The sequence below is a fragment of the Kitasatospora sp. CB01950 genome (assembly GCF_001905465.1).
GTDB lineage: Bacteria > Actinomycetota > Actinomycetes > Streptomycetales > Streptomycetaceae > Kitasatospora.
The window spans coordinates 493156-519488 of sequence record NZ_LISX01000004.1; the positions used below are offsets into that span (position 1 = coordinate 493156).

The 26333-nt window shown below is 72.1% G+C and carries 26 protein-coding genes; 9 read left to right on the plus strand and 17 right to left on the minus strand.

The window, feature by feature from the left end:
- Positions 1-79 precede the first annotated feature (79 nt).
- On the plus strand, positions 80-1546 hold the full coding sequence (locus tag AMK19_RS14170) for an alpha,alpha-trehalose-phosphate synthase (UDP-forming) (protein ID WP_073811573.1): 1467 nt from the start codon (positions 80-82) through the stop codon (positions 1544-1546).
- Positions 1547-1743: 197 nt separating this feature from the next.
- On the opposite strand, the gene otsB is transcribed toward AMK19_RS14170, so the two are convergent.
- The 4 genes from otsB to AMK19_RS14190 all read right to left on the minus strand — a co-directional run bounded on the left by otsB (position 1744) and on the right by AMK19_RS14190 (position 5124).
- On the minus strand, positions 1744-2592 hold the full coding sequence (otsB, locus tag AMK19_RS14175) for a trehalose-phosphatase (protein WP_073811574.1): 849 nt from the start codon (positions 2590-2592) through the stop codon (positions 1744-1746).
- Between the two features lie 41 nt (positions 2593-2633).
- Complete coding sequence (locus AMK19_RS14180) at positions 2634-2864, minus strand: DUF3263 domain-containing protein (RefSeq protein WP_073811576.1); 231 nt, start codon at positions 2862-2864, stop codon at positions 2634-2636.
- Between the two features lie 61 nt (positions 2865-2925).
- Entirely contained in the window at positions 2926-4188 is a 1263-nt protein-coding gene (locus AMK19_RS14185; protein WP_241844396.1) for an extracellular solute-binding protein, read from the minus strand.
- A 147-nt stretch (positions 4189-4335) separates the two neighbouring features.
- A complete protein-coding gene (locus tag AMK19_RS14190) occupies positions 4336-5124 on the minus strand; it encodes a DeoR/GlpR family DNA-binding transcription regulator (RefSeq protein WP_073811578.1) in 789 nt (262 codons plus the stop codon).
- 194 nt (positions 5125-5318) lie between these two features.
- Here AMK19_RS14190 and AMK19_RS14195 point away from each other — a divergent pair, with 194 nt between their 5' ends.
- The 4 genes from AMK19_RS14195 (at position 5319) to AMK19_RS14210 (ending at position 9409) form a co-directional block, all read left to right on the plus strand.
- Positions 5319-6239 (plus strand): SIS domain-containing protein, encoded by a 921-nt coding sequence (locus tag AMK19_RS14195; RefSeq protein WP_073811579.1) that lies wholly within the window; start codon positions 5319-5321, stop codon positions 6237-6239.
- A gap of 125 nt (positions 6240-6364) precedes the next feature.
- Positions 6365-7297: an ROK family protein gene (locus tag AMK19_RS14200; RefSeq protein ID WP_073811581.1), complete on the plus strand. Its 933-nt coding sequence runs from the start codon at positions 6365-6367 to the stop codon at positions 7295-7297.
- Complete coding sequence (gene nagA, locus AMK19_RS14205) at positions 7294-8469, plus strand: N-acetylglucosamine-6-phosphate deacetylase (RefSeq protein WP_073811582.1); 1176 nt, start codon at positions 7294-7296, stop codon at positions 8467-8469. Before AMK19_RS14200 ends, nagA begins: the two co-directional genes overlap by 4 nt.
- Positions 8470-8554: 85 nt before the next feature.
- On the plus strand, positions 8555-9409 hold the full coding sequence (locus AMK19_RS14210; RefSeq protein ID WP_073811584.1) for a class II fructose-bisphosphate aldolase: 855 nt from the start codon (positions 8555-8557) through the stop codon (positions 9407-9409).
- Positions 9410-9458: 49 nt separating this feature from the next.
- On the opposite strand, the gene AMK19_RS14215 is transcribed toward AMK19_RS14210, so the two are convergent.
- Both AMK19_RS14215 and AMK19_RS14220 read right to left on the minus strand, forming a co-directional pair.
- A complete protein-coding gene (locus AMK19_RS14215; RefSeq protein WP_073811585.1) occupies positions 9459-10385 on the minus strand; it encodes a hypothetical protein in 927 nt (308 codons plus the stop codon).
- Between the two features lie 107 nt (positions 10386-10492).
- Positions 10493-12268 (minus strand): sensor domain-containing diguanylate cyclase, encoded by a 1776-nt coding sequence (locus tag AMK19_RS14220; protein ID WP_073811587.1) that lies wholly within the window; start codon positions 12266-12268, stop codon positions 10493-10495.
- A 294-nt stretch (positions 12269-12562) separates the two neighbouring features.
- Here AMK19_RS14220 and AMK19_RS14225 point away from each other — a divergent pair, with 294 nt between their 5' ends.
- Positions 12563-13117 (plus strand): flavin reductase family protein, encoded by a 555-nt coding sequence (locus AMK19_RS14225; protein WP_073811746.1) that lies wholly within the window; start codon positions 12563-12565, stop codon positions 13115-13117.
- Positions 13118-13127: 10 nt separating this feature from the next.
- Here the strand turns inward: AMK19_RS14225 and arfB are convergent, their stop codons facing one another.
- Positions 13128-13556: an alternative ribosome rescue aminoacyl-tRNA hydrolase ArfB gene (arfB, locus tag AMK19_RS14230; RefSeq protein WP_073811748.1), complete on the minus strand. Its 429-nt coding sequence runs from the start codon at positions 13554-13556 to the stop codon at positions 13128-13130.
- A gap of 63 nt (positions 13557-13619) precedes the next feature.
- Here arfB and AMK19_RS14235 point away from each other — a divergent pair, with 63 nt between their 5' ends.
- Positions 13620-14111: a hypothetical protein gene (locus AMK19_RS14235; protein WP_073811750.1), complete on the plus strand. Its 492-nt coding sequence runs from the start codon at positions 13620-13622 to the stop codon at positions 14109-14111.
- A 93-nt stretch (positions 14112-14204) separates the two neighbouring features.
- A complete protein-coding gene (locus AMK19_RS14240) occupies positions 14205-14780 on the plus strand; it encodes a TerD family protein (protein ID WP_073811589.1) in 576 nt (191 codons plus the stop codon).
- 61 nt (positions 14781-14841) lie between these two features.
- On the opposite strand, the gene AMK19_RS14245 is transcribed toward AMK19_RS14240, so the two are convergent.
- From AMK19_RS14245 to AMK19_RS14275, 7 genes are all read right to left on the minus strand, one after another.
- A complete protein-coding gene (locus AMK19_RS14245) occupies positions 14842-15852 on the minus strand; it encodes a hypothetical protein (protein WP_143200203.1) in 1011 nt (336 codons plus the stop codon).
- A 132-nt stretch (positions 15853-15984) separates the two neighbouring features.
- On the minus strand, positions 15985-16482 hold the full coding sequence (locus AMK19_RS14250) for a DUF3180 domain-containing protein (RefSeq protein WP_073811592.1): 498 nt from the start codon (positions 16480-16482) through the stop codon (positions 15985-15987).
- Positions 16483-16619: 137 nt separating this feature from the next.
- On the minus strand, positions 16620-17255 hold the full coding sequence (folK, locus tag AMK19_RS14255; protein ID WP_443135008.1) for a 2-amino-4-hydroxy-6-hydroxymethyldihydropteridine diphosphokinase: 636 nt from the start codon (positions 17253-17255) through the stop codon (positions 16620-16622).
- Positions 17255-17614, minus strand: coding sequence for a dihydroneopterin aldolase (gene folB, locus AMK19_RS14260; protein ID WP_043916702.1), 360 nt, complete (start codon positions 17612-17614; stop codon positions 17255-17257). Before folB ends, folK begins: the two co-directional genes overlap by 1 nt.
- A 164-nt stretch (positions 17615-17778) precedes the next feature.
- Positions 17779-18276 carry a nuclear transport factor 2 family protein gene (locus tag AMK19_RS14265; protein WP_083646774.1) on the minus strand — a complete coding sequence of 166 codons (498 nt, stop codon included), beginning with the start codon at positions 18274-18276 and terminating at the stop codon, positions 17779-17781.
- A gap of 2 nt (positions 18277-18278) precedes the next feature.
- On the minus strand, positions 18279-19145 hold the full coding sequence (gene folP, locus AMK19_RS14270; protein WP_073811597.1) for a dihydropteroate synthase: 867 nt from the start codon (positions 19143-19145) through the stop codon (positions 18279-18281).
- A 180-nt stretch (positions 19146-19325) separates the two neighbouring features.
- Positions 19326-21161, minus strand: a complete 1836-nt coding sequence (locus AMK19_RS14275) for a phosphatidylglycerol lysyltransferase domain-containing protein (RefSeq protein ID WP_083646776.1) — start codon at positions 21159-21161, stop codon at positions 19326-19328.
- A gap of 391 nt (positions 21162-21552) precedes the next feature.
- On the opposite strand from AMK19_RS14275, the gene AMK19_RS14280 reads away from it, so the two are divergent.
- Complete coding sequence (locus tag AMK19_RS14280; protein WP_073811600.1) at positions 21553-22737, plus strand: alpha/beta hydrolase; 1185 nt, start codon at positions 21553-21555, stop codon at positions 22735-22737.
- 15 nt (positions 22738-22752) lie between these two features.
- On the opposite strand, the gene folE is transcribed toward AMK19_RS14280, so the two are convergent.
- The 3 genes from folE to hpt form a co-directional block, all read right to left on the minus strand.
- On the minus strand, positions 22753-23358 hold the full coding sequence (gene folE / locus AMK19_RS14285; RefSeq protein ID WP_073811602.1) for a GTP cyclohydrolase I FolE: 606 nt from the start codon (positions 23356-23358) through the stop codon (positions 22753-22755).
- Between the two features lie 113 nt (positions 23359-23471).
- Positions 23472-25514, minus strand: coding sequence for an ATP-dependent zinc metalloprotease FtsH (gene ftsH / locus AMK19_RS14290; RefSeq protein ID WP_073811603.1), 2043 nt, complete (start codon positions 25512-25514; stop codon positions 23472-23474).
- A 221-nt stretch (positions 25515-25735) separates the two neighbouring features.
- Complete coding sequence (gene hpt, locus AMK19_RS14295) at positions 25736-26290, minus strand: hypoxanthine phosphoribosyltransferase (protein WP_073811605.1); 555 nt, start codon at positions 26288-26290, stop codon at positions 25736-25738.
- Positions 26291-26333 lie beyond the last annotated feature (43 nt).

Genomic DNA, 26333 nt, shown 5'->3' on the forward strand with positions numbered 1-26333 from the left:
CGGGTTGCCCCCCGCTGTTCACCCGGCGCAGGCCGCGCCGGGTGGTTTGGTCGGCTGATCACACGGCAAGGTTGGCTGTATGGCCGATCACGCGTCCGAACGCCCCACGCAGTCCGGAGCCGCCCCGATCCTGGTGGCCTCCAACCGCGGCCCGGTGTCCTTCCGCACGGAGGACGACGGCACGCTGAGCCTCCGCAGAGGCGGCGGCGGCCTGGTCTCCGGGCTCTCCGCGATCGACGACCCGAACGCCGTCTGGGTCTGCGCCGCCCTCTCCGACGCCGACCGCACCGCCGCCCGGCAGGCCCCCGACGGCCGCCTCGACCGGGCCGGCCACGACGTCGGCGGACAGGCCGTCCGCATGCTCGACATCGACCCGGAGACCTTCGCCCGCGCCTACAACGGCGTCGCCAACTCCACCCTGTGGTTCGTCCACCACCTGCTGTACGACATCCCCACCAAGCCCGCCTTCGACGCCGACTTCCGTGACGAATGGGCCGCCTACCGCGCCTACAACACCGCCTTCGCCGAAGCCCTCGCCGCCGAAGCCGCCCCCGGCGCGGCCGTCCTGGTGCAGGACTACCACCTCTCACTGGCCCCCGCGCTGCTCCGCGAACTCCGCCCCGACCTGCGCATCGGCCACTTCTCGCACACCCCCTGGGCCCCGCCCGACTACTACCGGCTGCTGCCCGACGACATCGCCGCCGACGTCCTCCTCGGCATCCTCGGCGCCGACCGCGCCGCCTTCCTCACCCGCCGCTGGGCCCTCGCCTTCGCCGACTGCTGCGAAGCCGTCCTCGGCGCGAGCGTCGACCGCGACGTCCTCGCCGTCACGCATGCCGGCCGCACCACCCGGCTCGGCGTCCACGGCCTCGGCGCCGACGGCGAGTTCCTGCGCGAACGCGCCCACCGGCCCGATGTGGACGAACGCCTCGCCGCCCTCCGCGAAGCCGTCGGCGACCGGCGCACCATCGTCCGGGTCGACCGCACCGAACTCAGCAAGAACATCGTCCGCGGCCTGCTCGCCTACCGGCACCTGCTCCGCACCCGCCCCGAATGGCGCGACCGGGTCGTCCACATCGCCTTCGCCTACCCCTCGCGGACCGACCTCGTCGAATACCGCGACTACACCGCGGCGGTGCAGCGGATCGCCGAGGACATCAACGCCGAGTTCGGCACCGCCGACTGGCAGCCGCTCATCCTGCACGTCAACGACGACTTCCCCCGCTCCCTCGCCGCGTACCGCCTCGCCGACGTCGCCCTGGTCAACCCCGTCCGCGACGGCATGAACCTGGTCGCCAAGGAAGTCCCCGTCGTCTCCGACAACGGCTGCGCCCTCGTCCTCTCCCGCGAGGCCGGCGCCCACGCGGAACTCGCCGACGACGCGATCACCGTCAACCCCTTCGACGTCATCGCCACCGCGGACGCGCTGGCGCTGGCCCTCGCCATGCCCCTCACCGACCGCGCCGACCGCACCAAACGCCTGGCCGCCGCAGCGACGGCGCTCCCGCCCCAGCAATGGTTCCTCGACCAGCTGAACGCGCTCTAGGGAACGGGTGCGAAACCAGGGAGAGCACAACCAGGGGCGCGTGGGGGTACCTCCCGGCCCGCCAGGGCTGGGGGAGAACTGCGCGAAGGGGAACGCACCACGTCCGCAAGATCGCGACGCAGGACAATGACCTGCACGTGATCGCGACCTTGCGGACGGGCCTTGCGCTTGTCGCGCAGTTCCCCGGGTCCATGCCGTCACACCCCCAGCCGCAACGCCAACTCGTTCAGCAGGTCCACCACCCCCGCCGGCCCCGCCACCACCAGGTCCGCCCGGTCCGCCAGCTCGCGTACCGGTGCCTCGCCGGTGACCGGACCGCTGCAGACCAGCAGCCCGGGGTGCCCCTGCGCCCTCCGCCGGGCGACCTCCTCGTACGCGGCGATGTCCCCGAGGTCGTCGCCCGCGAACAGCACCGGGCCGGCCTCCCGTTCCGCCAGGAACTTCCGGAGCGCGACGCCCTTGTCGACGCCCGGCGGACGGAGTTCGAGGACCATCCGCCCGGGTTCCACCACCAGACCGTGGCGTTCGGCGAGTTCGGCCAGCGGCTCGCGCAGCCGGGCGAGCTCGCCGTCGGGGTCGTCCGCCCGCCGTGTGTGCACCGCCAGCGCCCGTTCCTTGTCCTCCACGGAGACACCCTCCGCGGCCTTCAAGTCGCCCAGCAGCAGTGGGAGTTCGTCCCGCACGGCCGCCACCCCGGGCGGCGGCGGGGCGGCGGTGACGGCCCCGGTCCGCGCGTCCCAGCGTTCGGCGCCGTAGTGCCCGAGGACGGTGAGGTGCTCCAGGCCGGGGATGGCGGCGAAGCCGCCGTACGCGGCGGCGGTGGCAGCGGGCCGCCCGGTCACGACGACGACCGAGCCGACCAGCGGCGCAAGCGCGGTGAGGGCGGGGACGACGCCGGGGTGGGCGCGGGCCTGTCCGGGGTCGCGGACGATCGGGGCGAGCGTGCCGTCGAAGTCGAGTCCCACGACCGCGGAGCGTGGGTCGGCGAGCAGGCCCGCCAGTCCGGTCCGCCCTGCCTGGGACGTGATCTGCTCAGCAATTCCCATGCCCCAGACGCTACCTGGCGCACGCCGCCGGCGGGCGTCTCTCACTGCCGGGCGTCACGCCGGTTCTCCCGTACCCGTCGCAGCCGGTTGACCAGGACGGGCTGGTGGGCGAGCGCCTCCGGCCGGTCGAGGAGGGCGTTGAGCAGTTGGTAGTAGCGGGTGGCGGAGATGCCGAGTTCCTGCCGGATCGCCTGTTCCTTGGCGCCGGCGGTCCGCCACCCGCGTGCTTCCAGTTCGAGTACCGCCCGGTCGCGTTCGGTCAGTTCGGCCATGCGTCCAGGCTAAGCACCCCGACCGTCAGAGCACCGAGGGACACCCGAGCACCAAGGCGCGTCAGCCCTTGCGGGCCCGCGACGCCTCGGCCGCCGCCGCGGTCTGCAGTTCGCCGAGGACACTCTCGGCGCCCGGCCGCACGGCCTCGCCGATGCGCTGCTTGAGCATGCTGGAGACCTTGTCCCAGGAGGGGTCGCCGAGCGGGTAGAAGTTGGCACTGGGCAGCGCGTTGAGGAACTCGGCGAGGTCCTTGTGGACGGGGTTGGCGGACATCTCCTCAAGGGTGTCCTGGGTGACGGGCAGCATGTTGTACTGCTCGTCGAACTTGAGGGTGTTCTCCTTCGTGTAGGCGAAGTTGAGGAACTTCTTGATCTCGGCCTTGTGGTCGTTCGCCTTGAACGCCATGACCCAGTCGGCGACGCCGAGGGTGGAGGGCTTGACGCCGGCGTCCTTGCGCGGGATCACCGCGGTGCCGTACCGGATCTTGCCCGCGGCGGCCTTGCTGACCAGTCCGGGGTGGCCGTTGAGCATGGCGGTCTTGCCGGAGGCGAAGTCGTTGAACGCGGTCTTGCGGTCGACCTTGGCCGGGTCGTCGTAGGTGAGGTGCTTCTCGACCAGGTTGGTGCGCAGCCAGTTGAAGGTGGAACGGTTCTGCGCGCTGTCGATGGTGTAGTTGCCGGCGTTGTCGGAGAGTCCGCCGCCGCCGCTCATGGTCCAGATCATCGCCTCGCCCTGGGCCTCCTCGGGGCCGAGCGGCAGCGCGTACGGAATGACGCCGGGGACCTTCGACTTGATCAGTTCGGCGTCGCGGCGCAGTTCGTCCCAGGTGGTGGGCGGGTTCGCGATGCCGGCCTTGTCGAAGTAGTCCTTGTTGTACAAGAACACCCGGCTGGAGGAGATGAACGGTATGCCGTACTGGCTGCCGAGCACCTGGCCGGCCTTGGCGAAGGAGTCGAGGAGGTTGACCTGGGTGCTGTTGGAGAGCACCTCGCCGGCCGGGTAGAGGCGGTCGGCGGCGACCTGGTCGGCGTAGCCGCCGGTCTGGGCGATGTCGGGGGTCTTGCCCTTGGCGATCAGGTCGGCGAGGTGCTTGTCGATGTCGTTCCAACTGACCACGTCGACATGGATCTTGATGCCGGAGTTGGCGGCCTCGAAGCGGCGGGCCAGGTCGTTCCAGTAGATCGAGCTGGAGTTGGTCTCGTTGTCGCCGTAGTCGGCTGCGACCAGGTTGAGCGTGACACCCCCCGACATGTCCAGGGCCCCGCAGCCGGTGAGCAGCAGGGATCCGACGATGGGCAGGGGGAGCAGCGCTGATCGCTTCACAGATGGACCGCTTTCATAGGGTGACAGCGTGACCCTGTCAGGTGACCGGTTTGCGGTCCAGACCTGTCCTGGCGGAAGTTATCGAAGCGTCAGATCTTGTTGCGCTCAGCATGATGGACCGTCAGCGACTGTCCGGTAATGGGACATTCAAGCTTTCAGAACGGTGACCCCGGCGTCGGCGAAATCGGCTGCCAGACGGTCGTCGACCTGGTTGTCGGTGACCAGGGTGTGCACCCGGTCGAGGCCGCAGATCCGGGCGAAGGCGCGGTGGCCGAGCTTGGTGGAGTCGGCGGCGACCACCACCCGGCGGGCCCTCTCGGCGAGCAGTCGGTTGACCGCGGCCTCGCCCTCGTGGTGGGCGGTGGCGCCGTGGTCGGCGTCGATCGCGTCCACGCCGAGCACCGTGGTGTCCAGGGTGAGTTCGCCGAGCACCTGGGCGGCCAGCGGGCCGATCAGTTCGTAGGACTGCGGGCGGGCGACGCCGCCGGTGACGACGATCTTCACCTGTGGGCGGACCGTCAGTTCGTTGGCGATGTTGAGGGCGTTGGTGACGACGGTGAGGCTCTGGCCGTTCTCGGGGTGCTCGGCGAGGTCGGGGCGGACGGCGAGGGCGCGGGCCACCTCGGTGGTGGTGGTGCCGCCGTTCAGGCCGACCACCTCGCCGGGAGCGATCAGACCGGCCACCAGGGCGCCGATCCGCTGCTTGGCGTCGGCGTTCCGGGCGGTCTTGTAGCGCAGCGGCAGGTCGTAGGAGACGCTGTGCGCCACCGCGCCGCCCCGGGTGCGGGTGACCATCTGCTGGCGGGCCAGCTGGTCGAGGTCGCGCCGGATGGTCGCGGCCGAGACGTCCAGCGCGCCGGCCGCCTCCTCGACGTCCAATTTGCCGTGCTCGGCCAACAGTTCCAGCAGTGCGTTCCACCGCTCGTACCTGGACATCGTTCCGCTCCTTCCACACCCGCCGACGCGCGCCCCCGCGGCCGGTCGGGACAGCTTGGCACACCCCGGTCATGGCCGATGCATTGCGCAGTGATGCGCGAAACGGCTATAAAACAATCAGCTTTGCGCACCCCTCATGGTGCACACGTCCTCAAGTACAGCCACCCGCAGGCAGTCATAAGGAGTCCGCACCCATGCCGCACCTGTCCCTGACCGGCGAGGAGATCGCCACCCAGCCCGAGAACTGGCGCACCGCCGCGGCGCTGGCGGCGAGCGGCCCGGCCGGCCTGCCGCAGCGCGGCGAGCGCGTGGCCGTGGTCGGCTGCGGCACCTCGTGGTTCATGGCGCAGGCGTACGCCGCGCTGCGCGAGTCCGGCGGCCACGGCGAGACCGACGCCTTCGCCGCCTCCGAGTTCCCGCACGGCCGCCGCTACGACCGGGTGCTGGCGATCACCCGCTCCGGCACCACCACCGAGGTGCTGCGGCTGCTCGCCGACACCGACCTGCCGAGCACCGCGATCACCGCCTGCGTCGACCAGCCGGTCGCCGCGGACGCCGGCCACCTGATCGACCTGGGCTTCGCCGACGAGCGCTCGGTGGTGCAGACCCGCTTCGCCACCACCGTGCTGGCCCTGCTCCGCGCCCACCTGGAGCTGGAGGAGGCCCGCCCGGCGGGTGTCGCCACCGTCGCCGAGGCCGCCGCGGACGCCGAGCGCGCCGTCGCCTGGCAGGTGCCGCAGGAGCTGGTCGAGCTGGAGCAGATCTCCTTCCTCGGCACCGGCTGGACCAACGGCCTGGCGCAGGAGGCCGGGCTGAAGATGCGCGAGGCCGCGCTGGCCTGGACCGAGGCGTACCCGGCGATGGAGTACCGGCACGGCCCGATCTCGATCACCGCTCCGGGACGCGCCGCGTGGGCGTTCGGCGCGCTGCCGGTCGGCCTGGCCGACGAGGTGGCGGCGGTCGGTGGCCGGCTGCTGGCCGACTCCGGCGCGGACGGCCTGGACCCGCTGGCCGACCTGGTCCGGGTGCACAAGCTGGCCGTCGCGGTGGCCGAGCACCGCGGTCTCAACCCGGACGAGCCGCGCAACCTGACCCGCTCGATCGTCCTGGCCTGACCGCCCGCCAAGGCCCCGAAAACCCCCAGGAGTCGGCAAAGAGCGACAAAGCTCACCTCTCAGGACCAGACCAATCGATCGACTGGACTAGACCTCTTCGACCTGGCCAAGGGAAACTGTCCCCCGTGAAGCACGTCATCGCACTCGATGTAGGCGGCACCGGCATGAAAGCCGCGCTGGTCGCCCAGGACGGCTCCGTGCTGTACGAAGCACGCCGACCGACCGGGCGGGAGCACGGCACTGATGCCGTCGTCGCCACCATCCTCGACTTCGCCGCCGACCTGGCGCAGGAGGGCCGCACCCGATTCGGTGCCGCCCCCCTCGCGGCAGGCGTCGCCGTGCCGGGAACGATCGACGAGAAGAACGGGATCGCGGTCTTCTCCGCCAACCTCGGCTGGCGGGACCTGCCGATGCGCAAGCTCCTCGGCGAGCGCCTCGGCAACATCCCGGTCGCTCTCGGCCACGACGTCCGGTCCGGCGGGCTCGCCGAGGGCCGGATCGGCGCCGGTCGGGGGGTCGACCGTTTCCTGTTCATCGCGCTCGGCACCGGCATCGCCGGCGCGATCGGGATCGGCGGCACGATCGAGGCCGGCGCCCACGGCTACGGCGGCGAGATCGGGCACGTGGTGGTCCGCCCCGGCGGCCCGCAGTGCGGCTGCGGCGCCCGCGGCTGCCTGGAGACCCTGGCCTCCGCCTCGGCGGTGTCCCGGGCCTGGGCCGAGGCCGTCGGCGACCCGACCGCCGACGCCGCCGACTGCGCGCTGGCGGTCGAGACCGGCGACCCGACGGCCCTGGCGGTCTGGCAGAACGCGGTGGACGCGCTCGCCGACGGCATCGTGCTGGCGCAGAGCCTGCTCGACCCGTCGACGGTGATCGTCGGCGGCGGGCTGGCGGAGGCCGGTGACACCCTCTTCACGCCGCTGCGCGCCGCGGTGACCGAGCGCCTGACCTTCCAGATGCCCCCGAAGGTCGTTCCGGCCATGCTCAAAGACACCGCCGCGTCCCTGGGCGCAGGTTTGCTCGCCTGGGATCTGCTCTCCATGGAGGTGACCGCGTGACCGCGGACCGAACTGCACTGGCCGGAGCCCGACTGGTCCTGCCCGGCGGGGTGATCGAAGGCGGCCGGCTCACGGTCGGGGGAACCCGCATCGCGGACCTCGGCGGCGACCCGCTGCCCGGTGACCTCGACCTGACCGGGTACACCGTCGTCCCCGGCTTCGTCGACCTGCACGTGCACGGCGGCGGCGGGGCCTCGTACGCCTCCGGTGTCGCCGAGGAGGCGCTCACCGCCGCCCGCACGCACCTGGAGCACGGCACCACCACGACGATGGCCTCCACCGTCACCGGCGAGATCGACGAGGTCTGCCGCCAGGCGGCCGTGCTCTCCGAACTCGTCGAGGACGGCGTCCTGGCCGGCATCCACTTCGAGGGCCCGTTCATCTCGCACAACCGGTGCGGCGCCCACCGCCCCGACCTGCTGCGCGACCCCGACCCGGCGCTGGTGCGCAAGCTCGCCGACGCCGCCCGCGGCCACGCGAAGATGTTCACCCTGGCCCCGGAGCTGCCGGGCGGCCTGGAGTCCGTCCGGATGCTCGCCGACCAGGGCATCATCGCCGCCGTCGGCCACACCGACTCCGACTACGCGATCACCCTGGAGGCGATCGACGCCGGAGCCACCGTCGCCACCCACCTGTTCAACGCGATGCCGGGCATCCAGCACCGCGCGCCCGGCCCGATCGTGGCGCTGCTGGAGGACGAGCGGGTCACCGTCGAGCTGATCAACGACGGCATCCACCTGCACCCCTCGGTGCTCGAACTCGCCTACGGCACGGCCGGCGCCGAACGCGTCGCGCTGATCACCGACGCGATGGGCGCGGCCGGCATGGGCGACGGCCTGTACCCGCTCGGCCCGCTCCAGGTCCGGGTCGAGGACGGCGTCGCCCGCCTCGTCGAGGGCGGCTCCATCGCCGGCTCCACCCTCACCCTGGACGTCGCCTTCCGGCGCGCCGTCACCGTGCTCGGCCTGTCGCTGAGCCAGGCCGTCACCTCGCTGTCCACCGTCCCGGCCCGGCTGATGGGCCTGGCCGACACCCTCGGCACCCTGGAGGCAGGCAAGAACGCCGACCTGGTCGTCCTCGAATCCGACACCTACGAGCTCGCCGCCGTGATGCGCCGCGGCGAGTGGATCGTCGGCGCGGACCGCTTCACCGTGGCCGGCAACCCGGCCTGACCCGGCACCGCCCGCGAGGGCGGCTCTGCACGGGGGGTGAGCAGCGGAACCTGCGCCTCGTTGCTCACCCCACCCGGAGACCCCCTTGCCGCTCGCCGCTACCTCCGACCTGCTCGCGTCCGCCGCCGCCGACCGGCGCGGACTGCCCGCCTTCAACGTGATCACCCTGGAGCACGCCGAGGCGATCGCCGCCGGCGCCGAAGCCGCGGGGACGCCCGTCGTGCTCCAGCTCAGCCAGAACGCCATCGCCTACCGCGGCGGCCGTCTGCTGCCGATCGCCCGGGCCTGCGCGGAGATCGCCGCCGCTGCCCGCGTCCCCGTCTCGCTCCACCTCGACCACTGCGAGGACTTCGACCTGCTGCGCGCGGCCCCCGCCGCCGGGTTCTCCTCCGCGATGTTCGACGCCTCCGCGCTGCCGCACGACGAGAACGTCAAGGCCACCGCCGAGGCCGCCGCCTGGGCGCACCGGCACGGCCTGCACCTGGAGGCCGAGTTGGGCCGGGTCGGCGGCAAGGACGGCGAGCCGCCGCTGTCCGCGCACGCGCCCGGCGCCCGCACCGACCCGGCGGAGGCGGCCCGCTACGTCGCCGACACCGCCGTGGACGCGCTGGCCGTCGCCGTCGGCTCCTCGCACGCGATGACCTCGCGCACCGCCGCCCTCGACCTCGACCTGATCGGCGACCTGGCCGCCGCCGTCCCCGTCCCGCTGGTCCTGCACGGCAGCTCCGGGGTCCCCGACGAGCTGCTCACCGCGGCCGTCGCGGCCGGCATGGTGAAGATCAACATCGGCACGGCGCTCAACCTGGCCTACACCGCCGCCGTCCGCGAGCACCTGGCCGCCCACCCCGCCGCCACCGACCCGCGCAAGTACCTCACCGCCGCCCGGGACGCGATGACCCGCACCGTCGAACAGCTGTCCCGGGTGGTCGCCGACCGCTGACACGCCGACGGGGGCGCCGGGGTGTTCCCCGGCGCCCCCGTCGCGGTGGTCACTTGGCGGGGTACTTCTCCACCGAGAACGGCGTCACCGCGATCTGGTCGAGCAGCACCGTGCCCGCACCGGCCGGCAGGGTCACCGTGATGGTGTTGGAACCGGCCTGCAGGTCCGGCCATATGTTGGTGCTGTACCAGGACTGCGCGGGGTCCTGGTTCCCGCCCTTCGAGTAGTTCTTGAAGGTCACGCCGCCCGAGTGGTCCTTGCCGTTCACCGTGACCTGCGCGGGCTGGTCGGCTCCGGTGTTGTTGAAGTGCAGCCAGACCTTGGTCCGCCCGGCGGCGTCCCAGTTGACCGTCCAGGTGACCGACGAACCGCCTTGCAGCGTCAGGTACTTGCCGTCCGCGGAGGATGCGCCCTTGACCGCCGCGTCGAGGTTCGCGCCCTGCGCCTGCATCGTGGAGGCGTCGCCGATCGGCTCGTTGGCGGCGCTCGGGCTGGGCGCGGGGCTGGACGGGCCCGAGGAGCTCGGTTCGGCCGGGGCGGACGGGCTGTGGCTGTTGCCGGCGGCCTGTCCCTTGCCGGCGTCCGGGTCGCCGGTGGAGAGGGCGACGCCCGCGCCGATGGCGATCGCGGCGACCACCGCGACGGCGCCGATCACGGTGGCCTTGCCGCGGCCGGCCGGCCGGTCCTCACCGGGGCGCGGCCGGGAGCGCTCGGCGTACCGCGACTGCTGCGGCAGCGCGGTGGTCTCCTGCCCGGGCGCGGCGCCGGGCCCGGCCTGCGGGTGCCCGGGGCCGGCGGGCGGCGGGGCCTGCGGGTATGCGGGCCGCTCGCCGTAGGTGGCGCGGCCCACCTCCATCGGACGGCTGTAGCCGGTGCGGGGCCGCTCGGCCGCGGGTTGCTCGCCCTCGGCGGGACGGTAGAGGTACGCGAACGGGTCGTCCTCGCCCGCGCCGTCGTTGTTACCGGCGGTCGTCACGGTCAACTCCCCAGGACTGGATGCTCTCGTACCCAGGGCACCCTACCTGTCGCCTTTCGGCCCGGACCAAGCGGTTCAGCCCGCCGAGCGGTTCGACCCGGAGCGGTTCAGCCCGCCCGGCGGTGCGAGCGCTCGCCGCGCGAGCCGCGGGCCGTGCCGCCGCGGGTGCGCTTCTCGTCGTACATCCGCTCGTCCGCGGAGTGCAGCACCTCGTCGATGCTCATGCCGCAGCCGGCCCAGCCGATGCCGAGGCTGACGCCGACCCGGACGGCCCGGTTGTCGATCCGCATCGGCGGCAGGATGGCGCTGCGCAGCCGCCCGGCGAGTTCCTTGGCCTCCTCGCGGCCGATGGCGTCGGCCAGCACGACGAACTCGTCGCCGCTCATCCGGGCCACCGTGTCGCCCTCCCGGACGACCTGCTGGAGCCGGCGGGCGATCTCGATCAGCACGGCGTCGCCGGCGTTGTGGCCGTAGCGGTCGTTGACCAGCTTGAAGCCGTCGAGGTCGCAGTAGAGGACGGCGAGGCCCTTCTCCGGGCCGGGGCGGCGGTGGCCCTGCCAGAGCTCGCCGCCCGACGGGTCGGCGGGGACGACGGCGTGCACGTGGTGCGCGGCGGTGGCGTCGTGGCGGAGCATCTCACCGGCCGCGAAGGCCTCCCGGTCGCGCTCCAGGGCCTCGTCGGGGGGCGGGTAGCCGTGCGCCACGGTCACGGGGCCACCGGACGCCGGCGGGCCGTTCTGGACGGTGCCTGAGGGCGGGTGGCCGGTGTCGGGCGGACCGCCGGGGGCGGGCAGCTGGGCGCGGGAACAGAGCCGGCGGGCGAGCCGGGACCGCAGTTCGGCGCCGTTGGGCAGGCCGGTGAGGGCGTCGTGGCTGGCCCGGTGGGCGAGCTGGAGCTCGTGCCGCTTGCGGTCCTCGATGTCCTCGACGTGGGTGAGCAGGAAGCTGGGGCCCTCGGTGGCGTCGGCGACCACCGAGTTGCGCAGGCACACCCACTGGAAGCCGCCGTCGCGGCGGGACAGCCGCAGTTCGGCGCGTCCGCCCTCGGCGCTGGTGCGCAGCAGCAGCCCCAGGTCGTCGGGGTGGACCAGGTCGACGAAGCGCTGCTGGCGCAGGGTGGCCCGGGGGCGGCCGAGCAGCCGGCACAGGGCGTCGTTGACGCGGGTGAGCTGCCCGGTGCCGTCGCCGTGCAGTTCGGTGATGGCCATGCCGCTGGGGGCGTACTCGAAGGCCTGCCGAAAGGATTCCTCGCTGGCCCGCAGGGCCTGCTGCTCCTTCTCCAGGCGGGCCAGGGCGCGCTGCATCTCGGCCCGCAGCCGGGCGTTGCCGATGGCTATGGAGGCCTGCAGGGAGAACATCTCCAGTGCCTCGCGGGTCCATGCGCCGGGGCGTTTGCCGCTGCGCGGTCGGTCCACCGAGAGGACGCCGAGCAGGTCGCCGCCGGGGCTGTACATGGGCGCGAGCAGGACGTCGGCGGGGTGCCAGTCGTTGTCGTAGACGGGCAGCGGGCCGTCGCCGGTCCAGGTGGGGATGTCGGTGCCGATGGCCCAGCCGCGGTCGTACGGGAGGAAGCGCAGGGTGCCCCAGTGGTCGGCGACCTGCAGCATCCGGTCCCAGGACTCGCGGGAGCCGACCTGGCCGAGCAGCACGGAGGGCCCGCCGAAGGTGCTCTCCTCGATCTCCCAGACGGCGGCGATCACCAGGTCCCCGTCGGGCCGCACCAGGCTGACCGCGGCGGCGTCGAACCCGAGCCCGTGGACCGCTCCCTCGACGACCGCCTGCAGGGTTCCCGCCAGGCTCCGGGCAGCGTTGAGGTCCGCCACGACCCGGTGCAAGGTGCGGAGGGTCGCGAGGCGGACGTAGGGCTCCGACTCGGCTTCCATGCGGGGGCTCCCCGGCTGCTTCGGATGGTTCTTGAGAGGTGTCGTCCGATTGCCAGAAGAACTGAATCACAGCGAGCACTTCGATAGGCACGCTCGGTCAGCAATAGCCTGTCAGTGTGACTCAAATCACATAATGATCAAGTGATGATCGTATTCGGAAACGGCAGGGAACGACAGGACGCCCGGCAGGCGACTTCCGGCAGCACACCACCCCCACGCTCGGCCCAGCGACCGATCCGACCTACGACCAGGGCCCGATACCGCTGCGCCCGCGCGGAGACTACCGTGCGGTACGTGTACAGCTCCCCACAGTCCCCCGCCTCCCCCGCCGCGCCCGCCCCCGTTGCCGACGCCGGCGCCACTCCCGAGGAGTTCCGCGCCGCCCTCGGCCAACTGGCCGCCGGCGTCTCGCTGGTGACCGTGCACGACCCCGAGGACGGCGAGGACGTCGGCATGACCGCCACCTCGTTCCTGTCGGTGTCGCTGGAGCCGCCGCTGGTGCTGGTCTCGGTGCGCGAGGACTCCCGGATGGACGACCTGCTCGCCCGGGCCGAGACCTGGGCGGTCTCGCTGCTCGGCGAGGAGCACCGCACGCTGGCCTCCCGGTTCGCCATGAAGGGCCGGCTCAGCGACCGCCTGCTGTTCGCCGACGCCGCCTGGCAGCGCGGCCCGCACTCCGGCGCCCCGCTGATCGACGGCGCGCTCGCCACCGTCGAGTGCCGCACCGAACAGCGCATCCCGGCCGGCGACCACACCCTGGTGCTCGGCCGCGTCCTGGCCGCGCGAGTCCCCGCCCCGGCGGCCCGACCGCTGGTCTACTTCCGCTCCGGCTACCGCCAACTCGGCTGAGCCGAGGCCGCTAGTCCGGCTTGACCCGACCCCGCCCCTGCTTCAGCGTGGCGCGGTGCCGCTTGTTCTCCAGCCGCCGCTCGATCATGCCCCGGGTGGGCTTGGTGGCCCGCCGGGCCTTCGGCGGCGGCGCGGTGGCCTCGCCCAGCAGCGACGCCAGCCGGGCGGCCGCGACCTCGCGGTTGCGCCACTGCGAGCGGTGCTCGGAGGCGCGCACCACCAGCACCCCGTCGACCAGCCGCGAGGCCAGCCGCTCCAGGGCGCGGTCCTTCCACACCGGCGGCAGCGCGTCGGAGGCGGCGAGATCCCAGCGCAGCTCGACCTTGCTGTCGGAGGTGTTGACGTGCTGGCCGCCGGGGCCGGAGGAACGGGAGAAGCGCCAGACGAGCTCGGCGTCGGGGACGACCACCGAACCCCGTACGCGCACGGGCTCAGTCATGCCGCCCATCATCCCGCCCGGGCGCGGCGCCCGTCACCTGGTTAACCCGGCACAATGGCGGGCGTGATCGAGCTCGGCTACTCCCTCTCCAACCGCTTCCCCGACCCCCCGCAGACCGACTACCGCACCGCACCGGTCCGCGCGCTGCGCCACGACCTGTTCGCCGGGGACGTCTACCTGGAGAGCGGCGACGGCACCGGCGTCGAGACCCTCTGGGGCTGGGTGCCGGTGCTGGACTTCGCCTGGGCGCTGTGCGACGTCGTCGAACGCCTCGACGAGGACCCGCGCGGCAGCCGCGAGGCCCGGGTCCGCACCGAGGACCTCGACTTCACCCAGAACACCGAACTGCTGCGCTTCGCCCGCCGGTTCGGCTGGGTGGAGATCACCGCCACCTGGCGTCCGGACGACGAGCCGGTGGTGGTCCGGCACGCCGAGCTGCGCCGGGAGGCCCGGGACTTCCTCCAGGACGTGCTGGCCGACCTGACCGAGCTGCACGAGGACCTGGCCGACAATCCGAACATCTGGACCGTGCAGGGCCGGTACCCGAGAATCTGACCCGGCGTCGGACGGCCCCGCACCCCGCGTGGAACCAAAGGCCGCCCGTCCCGCGTTCTCTGGGCAAAACCGACCGAAGGGACACCACAGACCATGCCCGTGAGCCTCACCAAGGGTGGCAACGTCTCGCTGACCAAGGAGGCCCCCGGCCTGACGGCGGTCACCGTCGGCCTCGGCTGGGACGTGCGCACCACCACCGGCACCGAGTTCGACCTGGACGCCAGCGCGATCGTGCTGAACGGCGAGGGCAAGGTCTACTCCGACCGCCACTTCGTCTTCTTCAACAACACCAGCACCCCGGACAGCACCGTCGTCCACACCGGCGACAACCGCACCGGCGAGGGCGACGGCGACGACGAGCAGGTCAACGTCAACCTGGCCGCGCTGCCCGCCGACGTCACCCGGATCACCTTCCCGGTGTCGATCTACGACGGCAACAGCCGCGGCCAGAGCTTCGGCCAGGTCCGCAACGCCTACATCCGGGTGCTCAACCAGGCCGGCGGCGCCGAGCTCGCCCGCTACGACCTCTCCGAGGACGCCGCCACCGAGACCGCGATGATCTTCGGCGAGCTGTACCGCAACGGCGCCGAGTGGAAGTTCCGCGCCATCGGCCAGGGCTACGCCTCCGGCCTGGCCGGCATCGCCCAGGACTTCGGCGTCAACGTCTGACGCGCACCCGCACAGCCGGAAGGGCCCCCGCTCCGTCAGGAACGGGGGCCCTTCCGCGTGGTCACGGCCGGCCGGCCCGCAGCTCGGGCAGCTCCAGCAGCTCGGTCTCGTCGTGCGGGGTCAGGTCGACCACCTCGGCGGGCTCGGTGTCGGACTCCGCGTGCTGGTGGCTCGGCGGCTGCTCCACCGCGCGGTGCGCGGGCTGCCCGACGTCCACCGGCGCGGCGTCCAGCACCGCGTAGCGCTCGCTGTCGGCCAGCGCCTCGTCGCCCACCACGTCCGCCAGGTCGCCCACCGCCGGGGCCGGCGCGGCCGCCCGCAGCGCGGCCCGGGCACTGCCCGGCCGGCCGAAGAAGCTGAACGCCGCTCCCCGCGGCCGCTGCGGGGCAGCGTGCTCCGCGGCCTGCGGGCGCGGGCCGGGCAGCGCCGGACCGACCGGGCGCAGCGCCGCCGGACCGGTGGCCGGCACCGGCTCCGGCATCTTCGGCCGCAGCTCGACCTGGGCCCGCTCGTCCACCGCGCGCTGTGCCTCGGCGGACACCGCCTGCCGCTCCAGATGCCGCATCGCGGCCTGTGCGCGGACGAACGCGGCCGGGGTGACCGGGTGCTTGGGGCGGGACTCCTCGACGGCCCGGCGGGCCGCCTCGGCCTCCTTCAGCGCCTGCTCGGCGACCAGCACGGCACGCTCGCGCAGCAGCCGGGCGATCTCCGTCTCCGCCTTCGCCAGCCGGGACTTCTCCGCGGTCAGCCGCCGCCCGAAGCGGGTGGCCCGCTCCTCGGCGACCTCGGCCGCGTACTCGGCCTCGGCGATCTGCTCCTCGTAGCGCTCCTCGGCGCGCAGCCGGCGCGTCATGGCCAGCTCGACAGCGGCCCGGGCGGCCCGGTCGCGCTGCCGCAGCACCAGCGCCAGGCCGACCACCGCGACCACCGCGGCGACGCCGACCGAGCGGGCCACGATCTGGTCCGGACTGGCCACCAGCGCGGCCACCGCCGCGACCACGAGCACACCGGAGGCGACCGGTGGCAGCGACCGGCCCAGGACGGAGGAATGACGGTGGCGTCCGCGAGGCATGGCTAGAAACTAGCGTGCGAGTCGCGGCCCTGTCAGCCTCGCCCCCCATTCCGCCCTTGACACGCCGACAGAAACACGGGCCGCACTCGAACCGTCACGCAGTGCGAGTGGCGCGCAGTGCGAGTGGCGGCCTCAGCGGGGGGAGGCGGCCGTGCCGCGCGGGTGCTCCGGGTCGTCGTGGTCCTCCGGAAGCCGGCAGATGTGCTGCAGCCACAGCGCCACCGCGATCACCGCCGCACCGGCCAGCACCGCGAACAGCGCGGTGGCGGCCTGCGCCCGACGGGCGGCGACCTCCAGCGAGCCGAGCAGGAACACCCCGACGCCCGCGTACACGCCGGTCACCACCGACGACACCAGCGCGCTGGCCTGCCCCAGCACCAGCGCCCGCGCCGCGTGCAGCGGATCGACCCGCTTCGCGCCCGGCTGCCGCTCCCGCATCGCCTTCAGCCGCGACCGCAGCGAGATCGCCACGGCCAGCAGCACCACGGCGATCGCCGCAAGCACGTACGGCGCGTACGCGGGCACTCCGGGCAGCGTGCCCAGCGAGTCCCACAGCCGGGCACCGCCCCAGGACAGCAGCCCCGTGATGGCGGTGATGCCGAGCAGCAGGCGGAGACGGAGCGGCTTCACGCGGACGGGCTTCCTTCCAGTGGTTCGACCCGGCCCTGCACGGCCCGGGAGTTCGGCGCGGCGACCAGCCCACCGTACCGGCCGGGCCGCACCCGCAGGGAGCTACGGCCGTGGTCGGCCGGAAGTTCCCGGACGGCTCACTCCGGCAGTCGCAGCTGCAGGTCGGCGCGCAGCCGCACGCCCTGGCCCTCGGCCCCGCCGAGCGCCGCCAGCAGCTCCGCGACCGGCCCGTGCCCGGGCACCTCGGCCTGCGGGTCGGCGTCCTGCCACGGCGCCAGCACGAACGCCCGCTCGTGGGCCCGCGGGTGCGGCAGCGTCAGCTGCGGGTCGTCGCTGCGCACGCCCTCGTAGCTGAGGATGTCGACGTCCAGCGTGCGGGAGCCCCAGCGGACGGTCCGCACCCGGCCGAACGCGTCCTCCACGGCGTTGGCCCGTTCCAGCAGGTCCTGCGGCGGCAGCGAGGTGCGCAGCAGCGCGACGGCGTTGAAGTAGTTGGGCTGGTCGGCGGGCCCGCCGACGGCGTCCGTCTCGTACACCGCGGACAGCGCGGTCACCCGTACGCCGGGCGTGTCCTCCAGCGCGTCGACCGCGCCCTGCAGGGTCTCCAGGCGGTTGCCCAGGTTGCTGCCGAGCGCGATCGCGGCGTCCCGCGACTCGTGCATGGTGGCCTCCACGCGGTCCACCTTGCCCTGCAGGTCGAACGTGGTCGGCGTGGCGGTCGGGTCTGTGGTGGCCATGGGAGTTCCCTCCACTCGGGCTCCACCGGGCGCCATCAGGCGCGGCCCCGGCGGATCGTGATGGTGACGTCGTCGAACGGGACGGTGATCGGGGCATCGGGCTTGTGCACGACGACCTCGACCTCTTCGACCACCTCGTGCCGCAGGCACTGGTCGGCGATCCGCTGGGCCAGCGTCTCGATCAGGTCGACCGGATCGCCCGCGATCACCGCGGTGACCTCCTCCGCGATCACGCCGTAGTGCGCGGTGCGGGTCAGGTCGTCACTCGCGGCGGCCGGCCGGGTGTCCAGGAACAGCGTCAGGTCGACGACGAAGGTCTGCCCCTCGATCCGCTCCCGCTCGAAGACGCCGTGGTGGCCGCGGGCACGGAGCCCACGCAAGGTGACGCGGTCCAGCACAAGAATCACTGCTCCCAGCTGACGGCCCCGCCGAAGCGGGGACCGGCGGGCATCGTCGCCCGCCGCCCCTCGAATCTACCTTCGAGCGCCGACCCTCCCGGACCGCCTCCCCGGCCGCCCACCCGATCGGACCGGCCACCGCGGCCCTTGACGGGCGGCGATCACTCGTCCTCGTCGTCCTCGTCGTCGCCACTGGTGAGCACCGGCGAACCATGGTGCGACCACAGCTTCCAGCCGTCCGGAGTGCGCCGGAACAGGTTCGTCGACACCACCTTCCCGCCCACCAGTGGCCCCAACTCGCCCTCCTCCTCGGGCTCGCCGCCGGACAGAATGTTCTCCGTACAGGTGACCAGCGCCACATCGCCCTGCACGTCCACCTCCACATCCGTCAGGAAGAACTGGATGTACTCGGTGTTCGCCATGATCAACATGTACGAGCGGGTCACCTGGGCCCGGCCCACCAGCGCCGGCCAGCCCGGGTGCACACAGAACACCCCGCCCTTGTCGTCCGCCTCGCCCGGGCCCAGCCAGATCGACTCGACGGCGTCCAGGTCGCCGGTCTCCAGAGCCTCGTACAGCGCCTGATTGGCCGCCAGCACGGCCTCCTCGTCCGGTTCCAGCGCCGCCGCCCGGTCGTTGCCGCTCACTGCCTCCGCCACGTCTACCCCCTCTGCTCGGCCTGCTCCCAGGCCGCCACGACTCGTACGGCGTCAGCCGTGCCGGACACGTCATGCACCCGCACCGCCCAGGCGCCCGCCTTCGCCGACAGCACCGAGACCGCCGCCGTCGCGTCGTCCCGCTGCCGCGCCGGGCGCAGCTCCCCGGTTTCCGGGTTGGCCAGCAGCGTACCCAGGAAGCGCTTGCGCGAAGCCGCGACCAGAACCGGCCGACCGAGCGCCGTCAGCGCGTCCAGCCGACCCAGCAGCGCCCAGTTGTGCGCGCTCGTCTTGGCGAACCCCAGGCCCGGGTCCAGGATCAGCTGATCCTCCTTCACCCCCGCCGCGAGCAGCTCCTCCATCCGGTCGGACAGCTCCCGCACCACGTCCGCGACCACGTCGTCGTACACCGCCTGCGCGTACATGTCCGCCGACTGCCCGCGCCAGTGCATCACCACGAACGGCGCGCCGGTCTCGGCGACCACGTTCGCCATCTCCGCATCCGCGAGTCCTCCGGACACGTCGTTGACGATCGCCGCACCCGCCTGCACCGCGGCCCGCGCCACCGCCGCCCGCATGGTGTCCACCGACACCACCACTCCCGCCCGGGCCAGCTCCGTGACCACCGGCACCACCCGGCGCAGCTCCTCCTCCTCCGTCACCCGCACCGCCCCCGGCCGGGTCGACTCCCCACCCACATCGACCAGGTCCGCCCCCCGCGCCACCAGGTCCAGCCCGTGCGCGATCGCCTTCGCCGGATCCAGCCACATCCCCCCGTCCGAGAACGAATCCGGCGTGACGTTCACCACCCCCATCACCGCACAACGGTCCAGGACGGGCAGGCCAGGGAGGTTCTCGCTCATAAGACCCATTATCGACGCAGCCGGCCACCCCCGACCGGCCGGGGAACCCCGCAAGCGCAAAACCAGGGGCGTGGGGAACTGCGCGAGGCGGAAGGCACCCCACCGCAAGGTCGCGACGCCGGCAATGACTTGCCATTGATCGCGACCTCACGGACAGGTCTGCGCTTGCGCCCCTGCTCGTACTCCCCGCTACGCCGCCCTGTCGAGCTCGGCCGGAGCCTCCGGCATGAGGCCCTGCCGCTGCCGCTTGCGCCCGAATCGCGGCATGCCCAGCGTGATGAACGCCTCCGCCTGCATCGCTGCGAAGCCGATCCGCGGGAGGTCGCGGGTGTGCTTGTAGACCAGGAACCGCGGCTCCCAGGTCGGCTGGAACTTCGCGTTGAACTTGTACAGCGACTCGATCTGGAACCACCGCGACAGGAAGACCAGCAGCCCGCGCCAGGCCCGCAGCACCGGCCCCGCGCCGATCCGTTCGCCCCGGGCGAGCGCCGAGCGGAACATCGCGAAGTTCAGCGAGACCCGCCGGATGCCCATCGCGCCGACCTCCTGGAGGGCCGCGACGATCAGCAGTTCGTTGAGGCCGGGGTCCGCCTCCCGGTCGCGGCGCATCAGTTCCAGCGAGATGCCGTCCTCGCCCCACGGGACGAAGTGCAGCACCGCCTTCAGGTCGTCGGAGCCGCTCTCGTCGCCTTCCGGCGCCTTGTGCGCCGTGACGACGACGCACTCGTCGTCACCGACCTCGCCGAAGCGCCCGAGCGCCATCGAGAAGCCGCGCTCGGTGTCGGTGCCGCGCCAGCGGGCCGCCGCGTCGGCGATCTGCCGCTTCTCCTCCAGCGTGAGGTCGCCGACCCGGCGGACCTTGCAGGAGTAGCCGTTGCGTTCGATCCGCTTGACCATCTGGCGGACGTTGCGCATGGCGCGGCCGGAGAGCGAGAAGGTGGAGATGTCGACGATGGCCTCGTCGCCGAGTTCGAGCGCGTCGAGGTCGGCCTCGCGGGTCCAGACCTCGCCGCCGACCTCGGAGCAGCCCGTGACGGCTGGCACCCAGGCGTGTTCGCGGGCGGTGGTCATGAAGACCTTGATCGCGCCGGGCCAGGCCTCGACATCGCCGACCGGGTCGCCGGAGGCGAGCATCACGCCGGAGACCACCCGGTAGGAGATCGCGGCCTTGCCGGTGGGCGAGAACAGGACGCTCTTGTCGCGGCGCAGCGCGAAGTAGCCGAGCGAGTCGCGCCTGCCGTGGCGGGCGAGCAGCTCGCGGACCTTGAGCTCGTCCTCGGGGGTGAGCTCGGGTTCGGGCTTCTCGGGGCGGAGCGCCAGGTACGCGGTGGTGAGGGCGGTGAGCAGGCCGAGCCCGCCGAGGGAGTAGGCGACCAGGTCGCTGACCCACTCCTTGGTGTAGTGGATCGGGCCCTCGAAGCCGAACAGGCCGTAGCCGACGTGCTCCAGGCGCTGGAACAGCGTCGGGTCGCCGAGTTCGTCCTTCCAGCGGACGGACACGATGGCGAGGCCGATCAGCGCCGAGACGGTGCCGAGCACGACGAAGTTGACCACCGCGCGCCAGCGGGTGCGCGGGTCGGCCTTGGCGTAGAACTCGCGCTGGTGGATCAGCATCAGCACGAACAGCGCCAGCGAGATCGCGGCCTGGCCGAACTGGTGCCAGCGCAGCATGTGCAGCGCGGCGCCGACCGGCAGCAGCACGCAGACGGCGCGCCAGGCGCGGCGCTTGCGGCGGCGCAGGGCGTGCGCGAGCAGCACCAGCAGCATGCCGACCATCAGGGTGCCGGCGGCGGCCAACGTGGTGGTGCCGCCGGGCAGTTGGCCGGCCCAGCTGTGCATCCGGGTGGCCCGGAAGCGGGGGAAGATCCCGCCGACGATGTCGATCAGTCCGATCGCCAGGCAGGCGTACCCGACCGCGCCCGGCACCCATGCCCGCGGTACGGCGGAGGCCTGGGACCGGAGCGCCTTCAGCCCACGCCGGCGGGGCTGGTCGGACGTCGTCTCAGCGGACACGGGAGCGCTCATGAGAACCCAGCCTAGAGGCACCCGGGTGCTGCTCGCGCACCCTGGGAGCCTGGTTGTGATGAACCTTCATGACTGTTCCTTTTTCTGGCAATCCGCACGTCAAGAGGGGTCCACCGGACGGATGAGGGGGTCCGCCGGGGGCTCGGTTCGAACGGGTGCACTCATCGGACCGGGGGACGCGGCGGGTACTACCGATGCCGCACCCGTGGCCGCCGACTCGGCGGTTCGGCGCGATTCCAACCCGTGGACGCCGCATTCTAGGGCGACGGTTCCCGTTCGTGCAGTCATCCGGTCGTACTGGTTTCCGACGCTCGGTCAGACTACCCCCACTCGCACCAGACGGGCCGTCAGACAACGTTGACCGAGCGGGAGTCGAGGAGGGCCGGACGGCATGGAGCTGACCAGCCGGACACTGGTGTACGCGCTGATCGCGGTGGGAACGGCGGCCCTGGTGGCCACTCTCTGGCTGTGGCCGCGGCTGTCCGCGCAGCGGCCGCTGCCGATGCTGGGACGACTCGGACTGCTGGCCGTCACCCAGGTGGCGGTGCTGTCGGTGCTGCTGCTGTCGGTGAACAACGCGTACGGCTTCTACACCTCCTGGAACGACCTGCTGCGCCCCGGCGCAGGAGCCCCGTTGGCACTGACCTCCGGGCGCGCCCCCGGCGCCGCCCCCGAGAGCGACAAGCTGGTGCAGCCGACCACCGAGGGAGGGCTGGAGACGGTCAAGGACGTGCTGCCGCCCGGTCCACCCGAAGAGGTCGGCCGGATCGATTCGGTGAAAGTGACCGGCACCGAGTCCGGCCTGTCCGATCAGATGTTCGTCTATCTGCCACCGGAGTACTTCAACCCCCGCTACAACCGCGAGCACTTCCCGGTGCTGATCGCCCTGGCCGGCTACCCCGGTCCGACCCTGCACCTGGTGGAGAGCCTGCAACTGCCGCAGACCGCCGCCGAACTGCAACGCACCGGCCAGATGGCCCCCACCGTGATCGTGATGGCCCGCCCCACCGTCGCCCCGCCGCGGGACACCGAGTGCGTGGACGTCGCCGGCGGCCCGAAGACCGAGACCTGGTTCGTGAAGGACCTGCCGGCCGCGCTGCGCTCCGCGTACCGGGTCGGCCGGGCGGCGGAGTCCTGGGGCGTGTTCGGCTACTCCACCGGCGGGTCCTGCGCGCTGCGGCTGGCGATGCGTCACCCCGACGTGTACCGCAACGCGGCCGGGATGCACCCCGACTACACGGTGCCGAACGACCGCTGGACCGACGGCGACCTGTTCCGGGGCGACGCCGACGCGGCCCAGAAGTCCGACCTGAACTGGCGGCTGAAGAACCTGCCCGCGCCGTCCGCGGCCCTGCTGGTGGTCTCCACCCACGCCGAGGACGACTACCCGGCGACCGAGCGGTTCCTCACCGCCGCCAAACAGGCCTCCGACGACCACCCGGAATTCCTGGTGGACTCACTGCTGCTGCCGGACGGCGGCCACTCCTTCGACACCTGGCGCCGCGAGCTGCCGGCCACCCTGGAGTGGCTCAGCGACCACCTCACGCCCCCGCAGGACCGCGAACCGCGGCCCTGACGGGGGCGCACCCGATCAACGACCGATGATGAGGCTCATCGCCTCGGCCCGGGTGGCGGGGTCGCGCAACTGGCCGCGGACCGCCGAGGTGACGGTGGTCGCCCCGGGCTTGCGGATGCCGCGCATCGACATGCACATGTGCTCGCACTCGATCACCACGATGGCGCCGCGCGGCTCCAGGATCCGCATCAGCGCGTCCGCGACCTGGCTGGTGAGCCGCTCCTGCACCTGCGGGCGGCGGGCGAACACGTCGACCAGGCGGGCCAGCTTGGACAGGCCGGTGATCTTGCCGGTGGTCGCGGGGATGTACCCGACGTGCGCGACGCCGCGGAACGGCACCAGGTGGTGCTCGCAGGTGGAGAACACCTCGATGTCCTTGACCAGCACCATCTCGTCGTGGCCGAGGTCGAAGGTGGTGGTGAGCACGTCCTCCGGCTGCTGCCACAGGCCGGCGAATATCTCCCGGTAGGCGCGCGCGACCCGGGCCGGGGTCTCCAGCAGGCCCTCGCGGTCCGGGTCCTCGCCGACCGCGATGAGCAGTTCGCGGACGGCGTTCTCGGCCCGCTTCTGGTCGAACTCGCGGACGGGGGACTCACCGTCGAGCGTCACCGGATCGATCATGCGTGCCTCGCTGCTCGTGAAAGGGAAGAAGTTTCCGTGCAGCACGAATGCCGCGCCTCCAGGGTACAAACCCCGGAAACGCGGCATCCATTCCGAACAGGTGCTCGGGTCGATCAGCTCTCGACCTGGCCGCCGTCGGCCGGCGGGAGCTTCACGGTGTCGACCGGGCTGTCGGTGCCGGAGACGGCGCCGTTGGTCAGCGCCAGCTCCTTCGGCGACTGCACCGGCGGCCGGGTGGACGGGGTGCGGCGGGCCGAGCCGGTCCACGCCGGACGCGGGGGACGCTTGATGACCGGAGCGAAGACCTCGGCGATCTGCTCCTTGTTCAGCGTCTCCTTCTCCAGCAGTTCGAGGACCAGGTTGTCGAGCACGTCGCGGTTCTCGACCAGGATCTCCCAGGCCTCGTTGTGCGCGGTCTCGATCAGCTGCTTGACCTCCTCGTCCACCAGCCCGGCGATCTCCTCGGAGTAGTCGCGCTGGTGGGCCATCTCGCGGCCCAGGAAGGGCTCGGAGTCGGAGGAGCCGAACTTGATCGCGCCCAGGCGCTCGCTCATGCCGTACTGGGTGACCATGGCCCGCGCCGTGGCGGTGGCCTTCTCGATGTCGTTCGAGGCGCCGGTGGTCGGGTCGTGGAAGACCAGTTCCTCCGCCGCCCGGCCGCCCAGCATGTAGGCGAGCTGGTCGAGCATCTCGTTGCGCGTGGTCGAGTACTTGTCCTCGTCCGGCAGCACCATGGTGTAGCCGAGCGCCCGGCCCCGGGACAGGATGGTGATCTTGTGCACCGGGTCGGAGTAGTTGCAGGCCGCCGCGACCAGGGCGTGACCGCCCTCGTGGTACGCGGTGATCTTCTTCTCCTTGTCGGACATGATCCGCGAGCGCTTCTGCGGACCGGCCACGACGCGGTCGATCGCCTCGTCCAGCATGTTGTTGTCGATCAGCTTGAGGTCCGAGCGCGCGGTGAGCAGCGCGGCCTCGTTCAGCACGTTCGACAGGTCGGCGCCGGTGAAGCCGGGGGTGCGCTTGGCGACGGCCGAGAGGTCGACGTCGGGCGCGATCGGCTTGCCCTTCTGGTGCACCTTGAGGATGTCCAGGCGGCCCTGGAGGTCCGGGCGGTCGACGGCGATCTGCCGGTCGAAGCGGCCGGGGCGCAGCAGCGCCGGGTCCAGGATGTCGGGGCGGTTGGTGGCGGCGATCAGGATGACGCCGCCCTTGACGTCGAAGCCGTCCATCTCGACCAGCAGCTGGTTGAGGGTCTGCTCGCGCTCGTCGTGGCCGCCGCCGAGACCCGCACCGCGGTGCCGGCCGACGGCGTCGATCTCGTCGACGAAGATGATCGCCGGGGCGTTGGCCTTGGCCTGCTCGAACAGGTCGCGGACCCGGCTGGCGCCGACACCGACGAACATCTCGACGAAGTCCGAGCCGGAGATCGAGTAGAACGGGACGCCCGCCTCGCCCGCGACGGCGCGGGCCAGCAGGGTCTTGCCGGTACCGGGCGGGCCGTACAGCAGCACGCCCTTGGGGATCTTCGCGCCGACGGCCTGGAACTTGGCCGGTTCCTGCAGGAACTCCTTGATCTCGTGGAGTTCCTCGACGGCCTCGTCGGCGCCCGCGACGTCCGCGAAGGTGGTCTTCGGGGTGTCCTTGGTCAGTAGCTTGGCCTTGGACTTGCCGAACTGCATGACCCGGGAGCCGCCGCCCTGCATCTGGTTCATCAGGAACAGGAAGACCACGACGATGATCACGATCGGCAGCATCGAGAAGAGCAGGCTGACGAAGGTCGACTGCTTCTCGGGGCTGACGGTGTAACCGTCCGGGATCTGTCCGGCGGCGTACTTGGTCTGCAGGTTCTTGGCCAGGTCGGCTGCCTGGGCGTCGCCGGTGTAGGAAGCCTGGAAGTTGGAGCCGGACGGCGACTTGCCGTTGGCGCCCGGCTTCAGCTTCTGACCGTCCTGCAGCTTGATCTTGATGAGGTTCGAGTCACCGGTGGTGAGCTGCGCCGACTTCACCTGGTTGTTGTCGATCGCGCTGATGATCTGACCGGTGTCCGCCGTCTTGTAGCCGCTCGAATCCGAGACGAGCTCCATCAACGCGAACACGGCGAGGGCGGCCAGCACGACCCACATGATCGGCGCACGGAAGTATCGCTTGACGTCCATCCATGCGGGGCGTCACCGCCCCGTCCCTCCTGCCATTCAACGGGCGCTGCTCGGCTGGGGGCCGCGGCGCTTCCGATATGTGCTCGTCAGACGAGCGGTTGATTGGACCGTACCGCAGCGGGCCCCGCTCACGACGGGATCACACCACGGTGCGGCCTATTTTCCTACCCCCGCACAACGGGTGGGAACAGGGCCCTGTTCCCGCCGGTCGCCCGAACGGTTCAGCCCCCGTAGACGTGCGGGGCCAGGGTGCCGATGAACGGCAGGTTGCGCAGCTTCTCCGCGTAGTCCAGGCCGTAGCCGACCACGAACTCGTTGGGGATGTCGAAGCCGACGTACTCGACGTCGATCTCGACCTTGGCCGCGTCCGGCTTGCGCAGCAGGGCGCAGACCTTCAGCGAGGCCGGACCGCGCGAACCGAGGTTGCCGAGCAGCCAGGACAGCGTCAGACCGGAGTCGATGATGTCCTCGACGATCAGCACGTCACGGCCCGCGATGTCGGTGTCCAGGTCCTTCAGGATGCGCACCACGCCCGAGGACTTGGTGCCCATGCCGTAGGAGGAGACCGCCATCCAGTCCATGGTGACCTGGCTGTGCAGGGTCCGGGCGAGGTCCGCCATCACCATCACGGCGCCCTTGAGGACGCCGACCAGCAACAGGTCCTTCCCCGCGTAGTCCTGGTCGATCCGCGCGGCCAGCTCCACCAGCTTGGCGTCGATCTCGTCCTTGCTGATGAGCACCTTCGCGAGGTCTGCGCCCATGTCGTTCTGGTCCACCGGGGATACGTCCTCAAACGTTCGGGGTCTGGGTTCGGCGGCG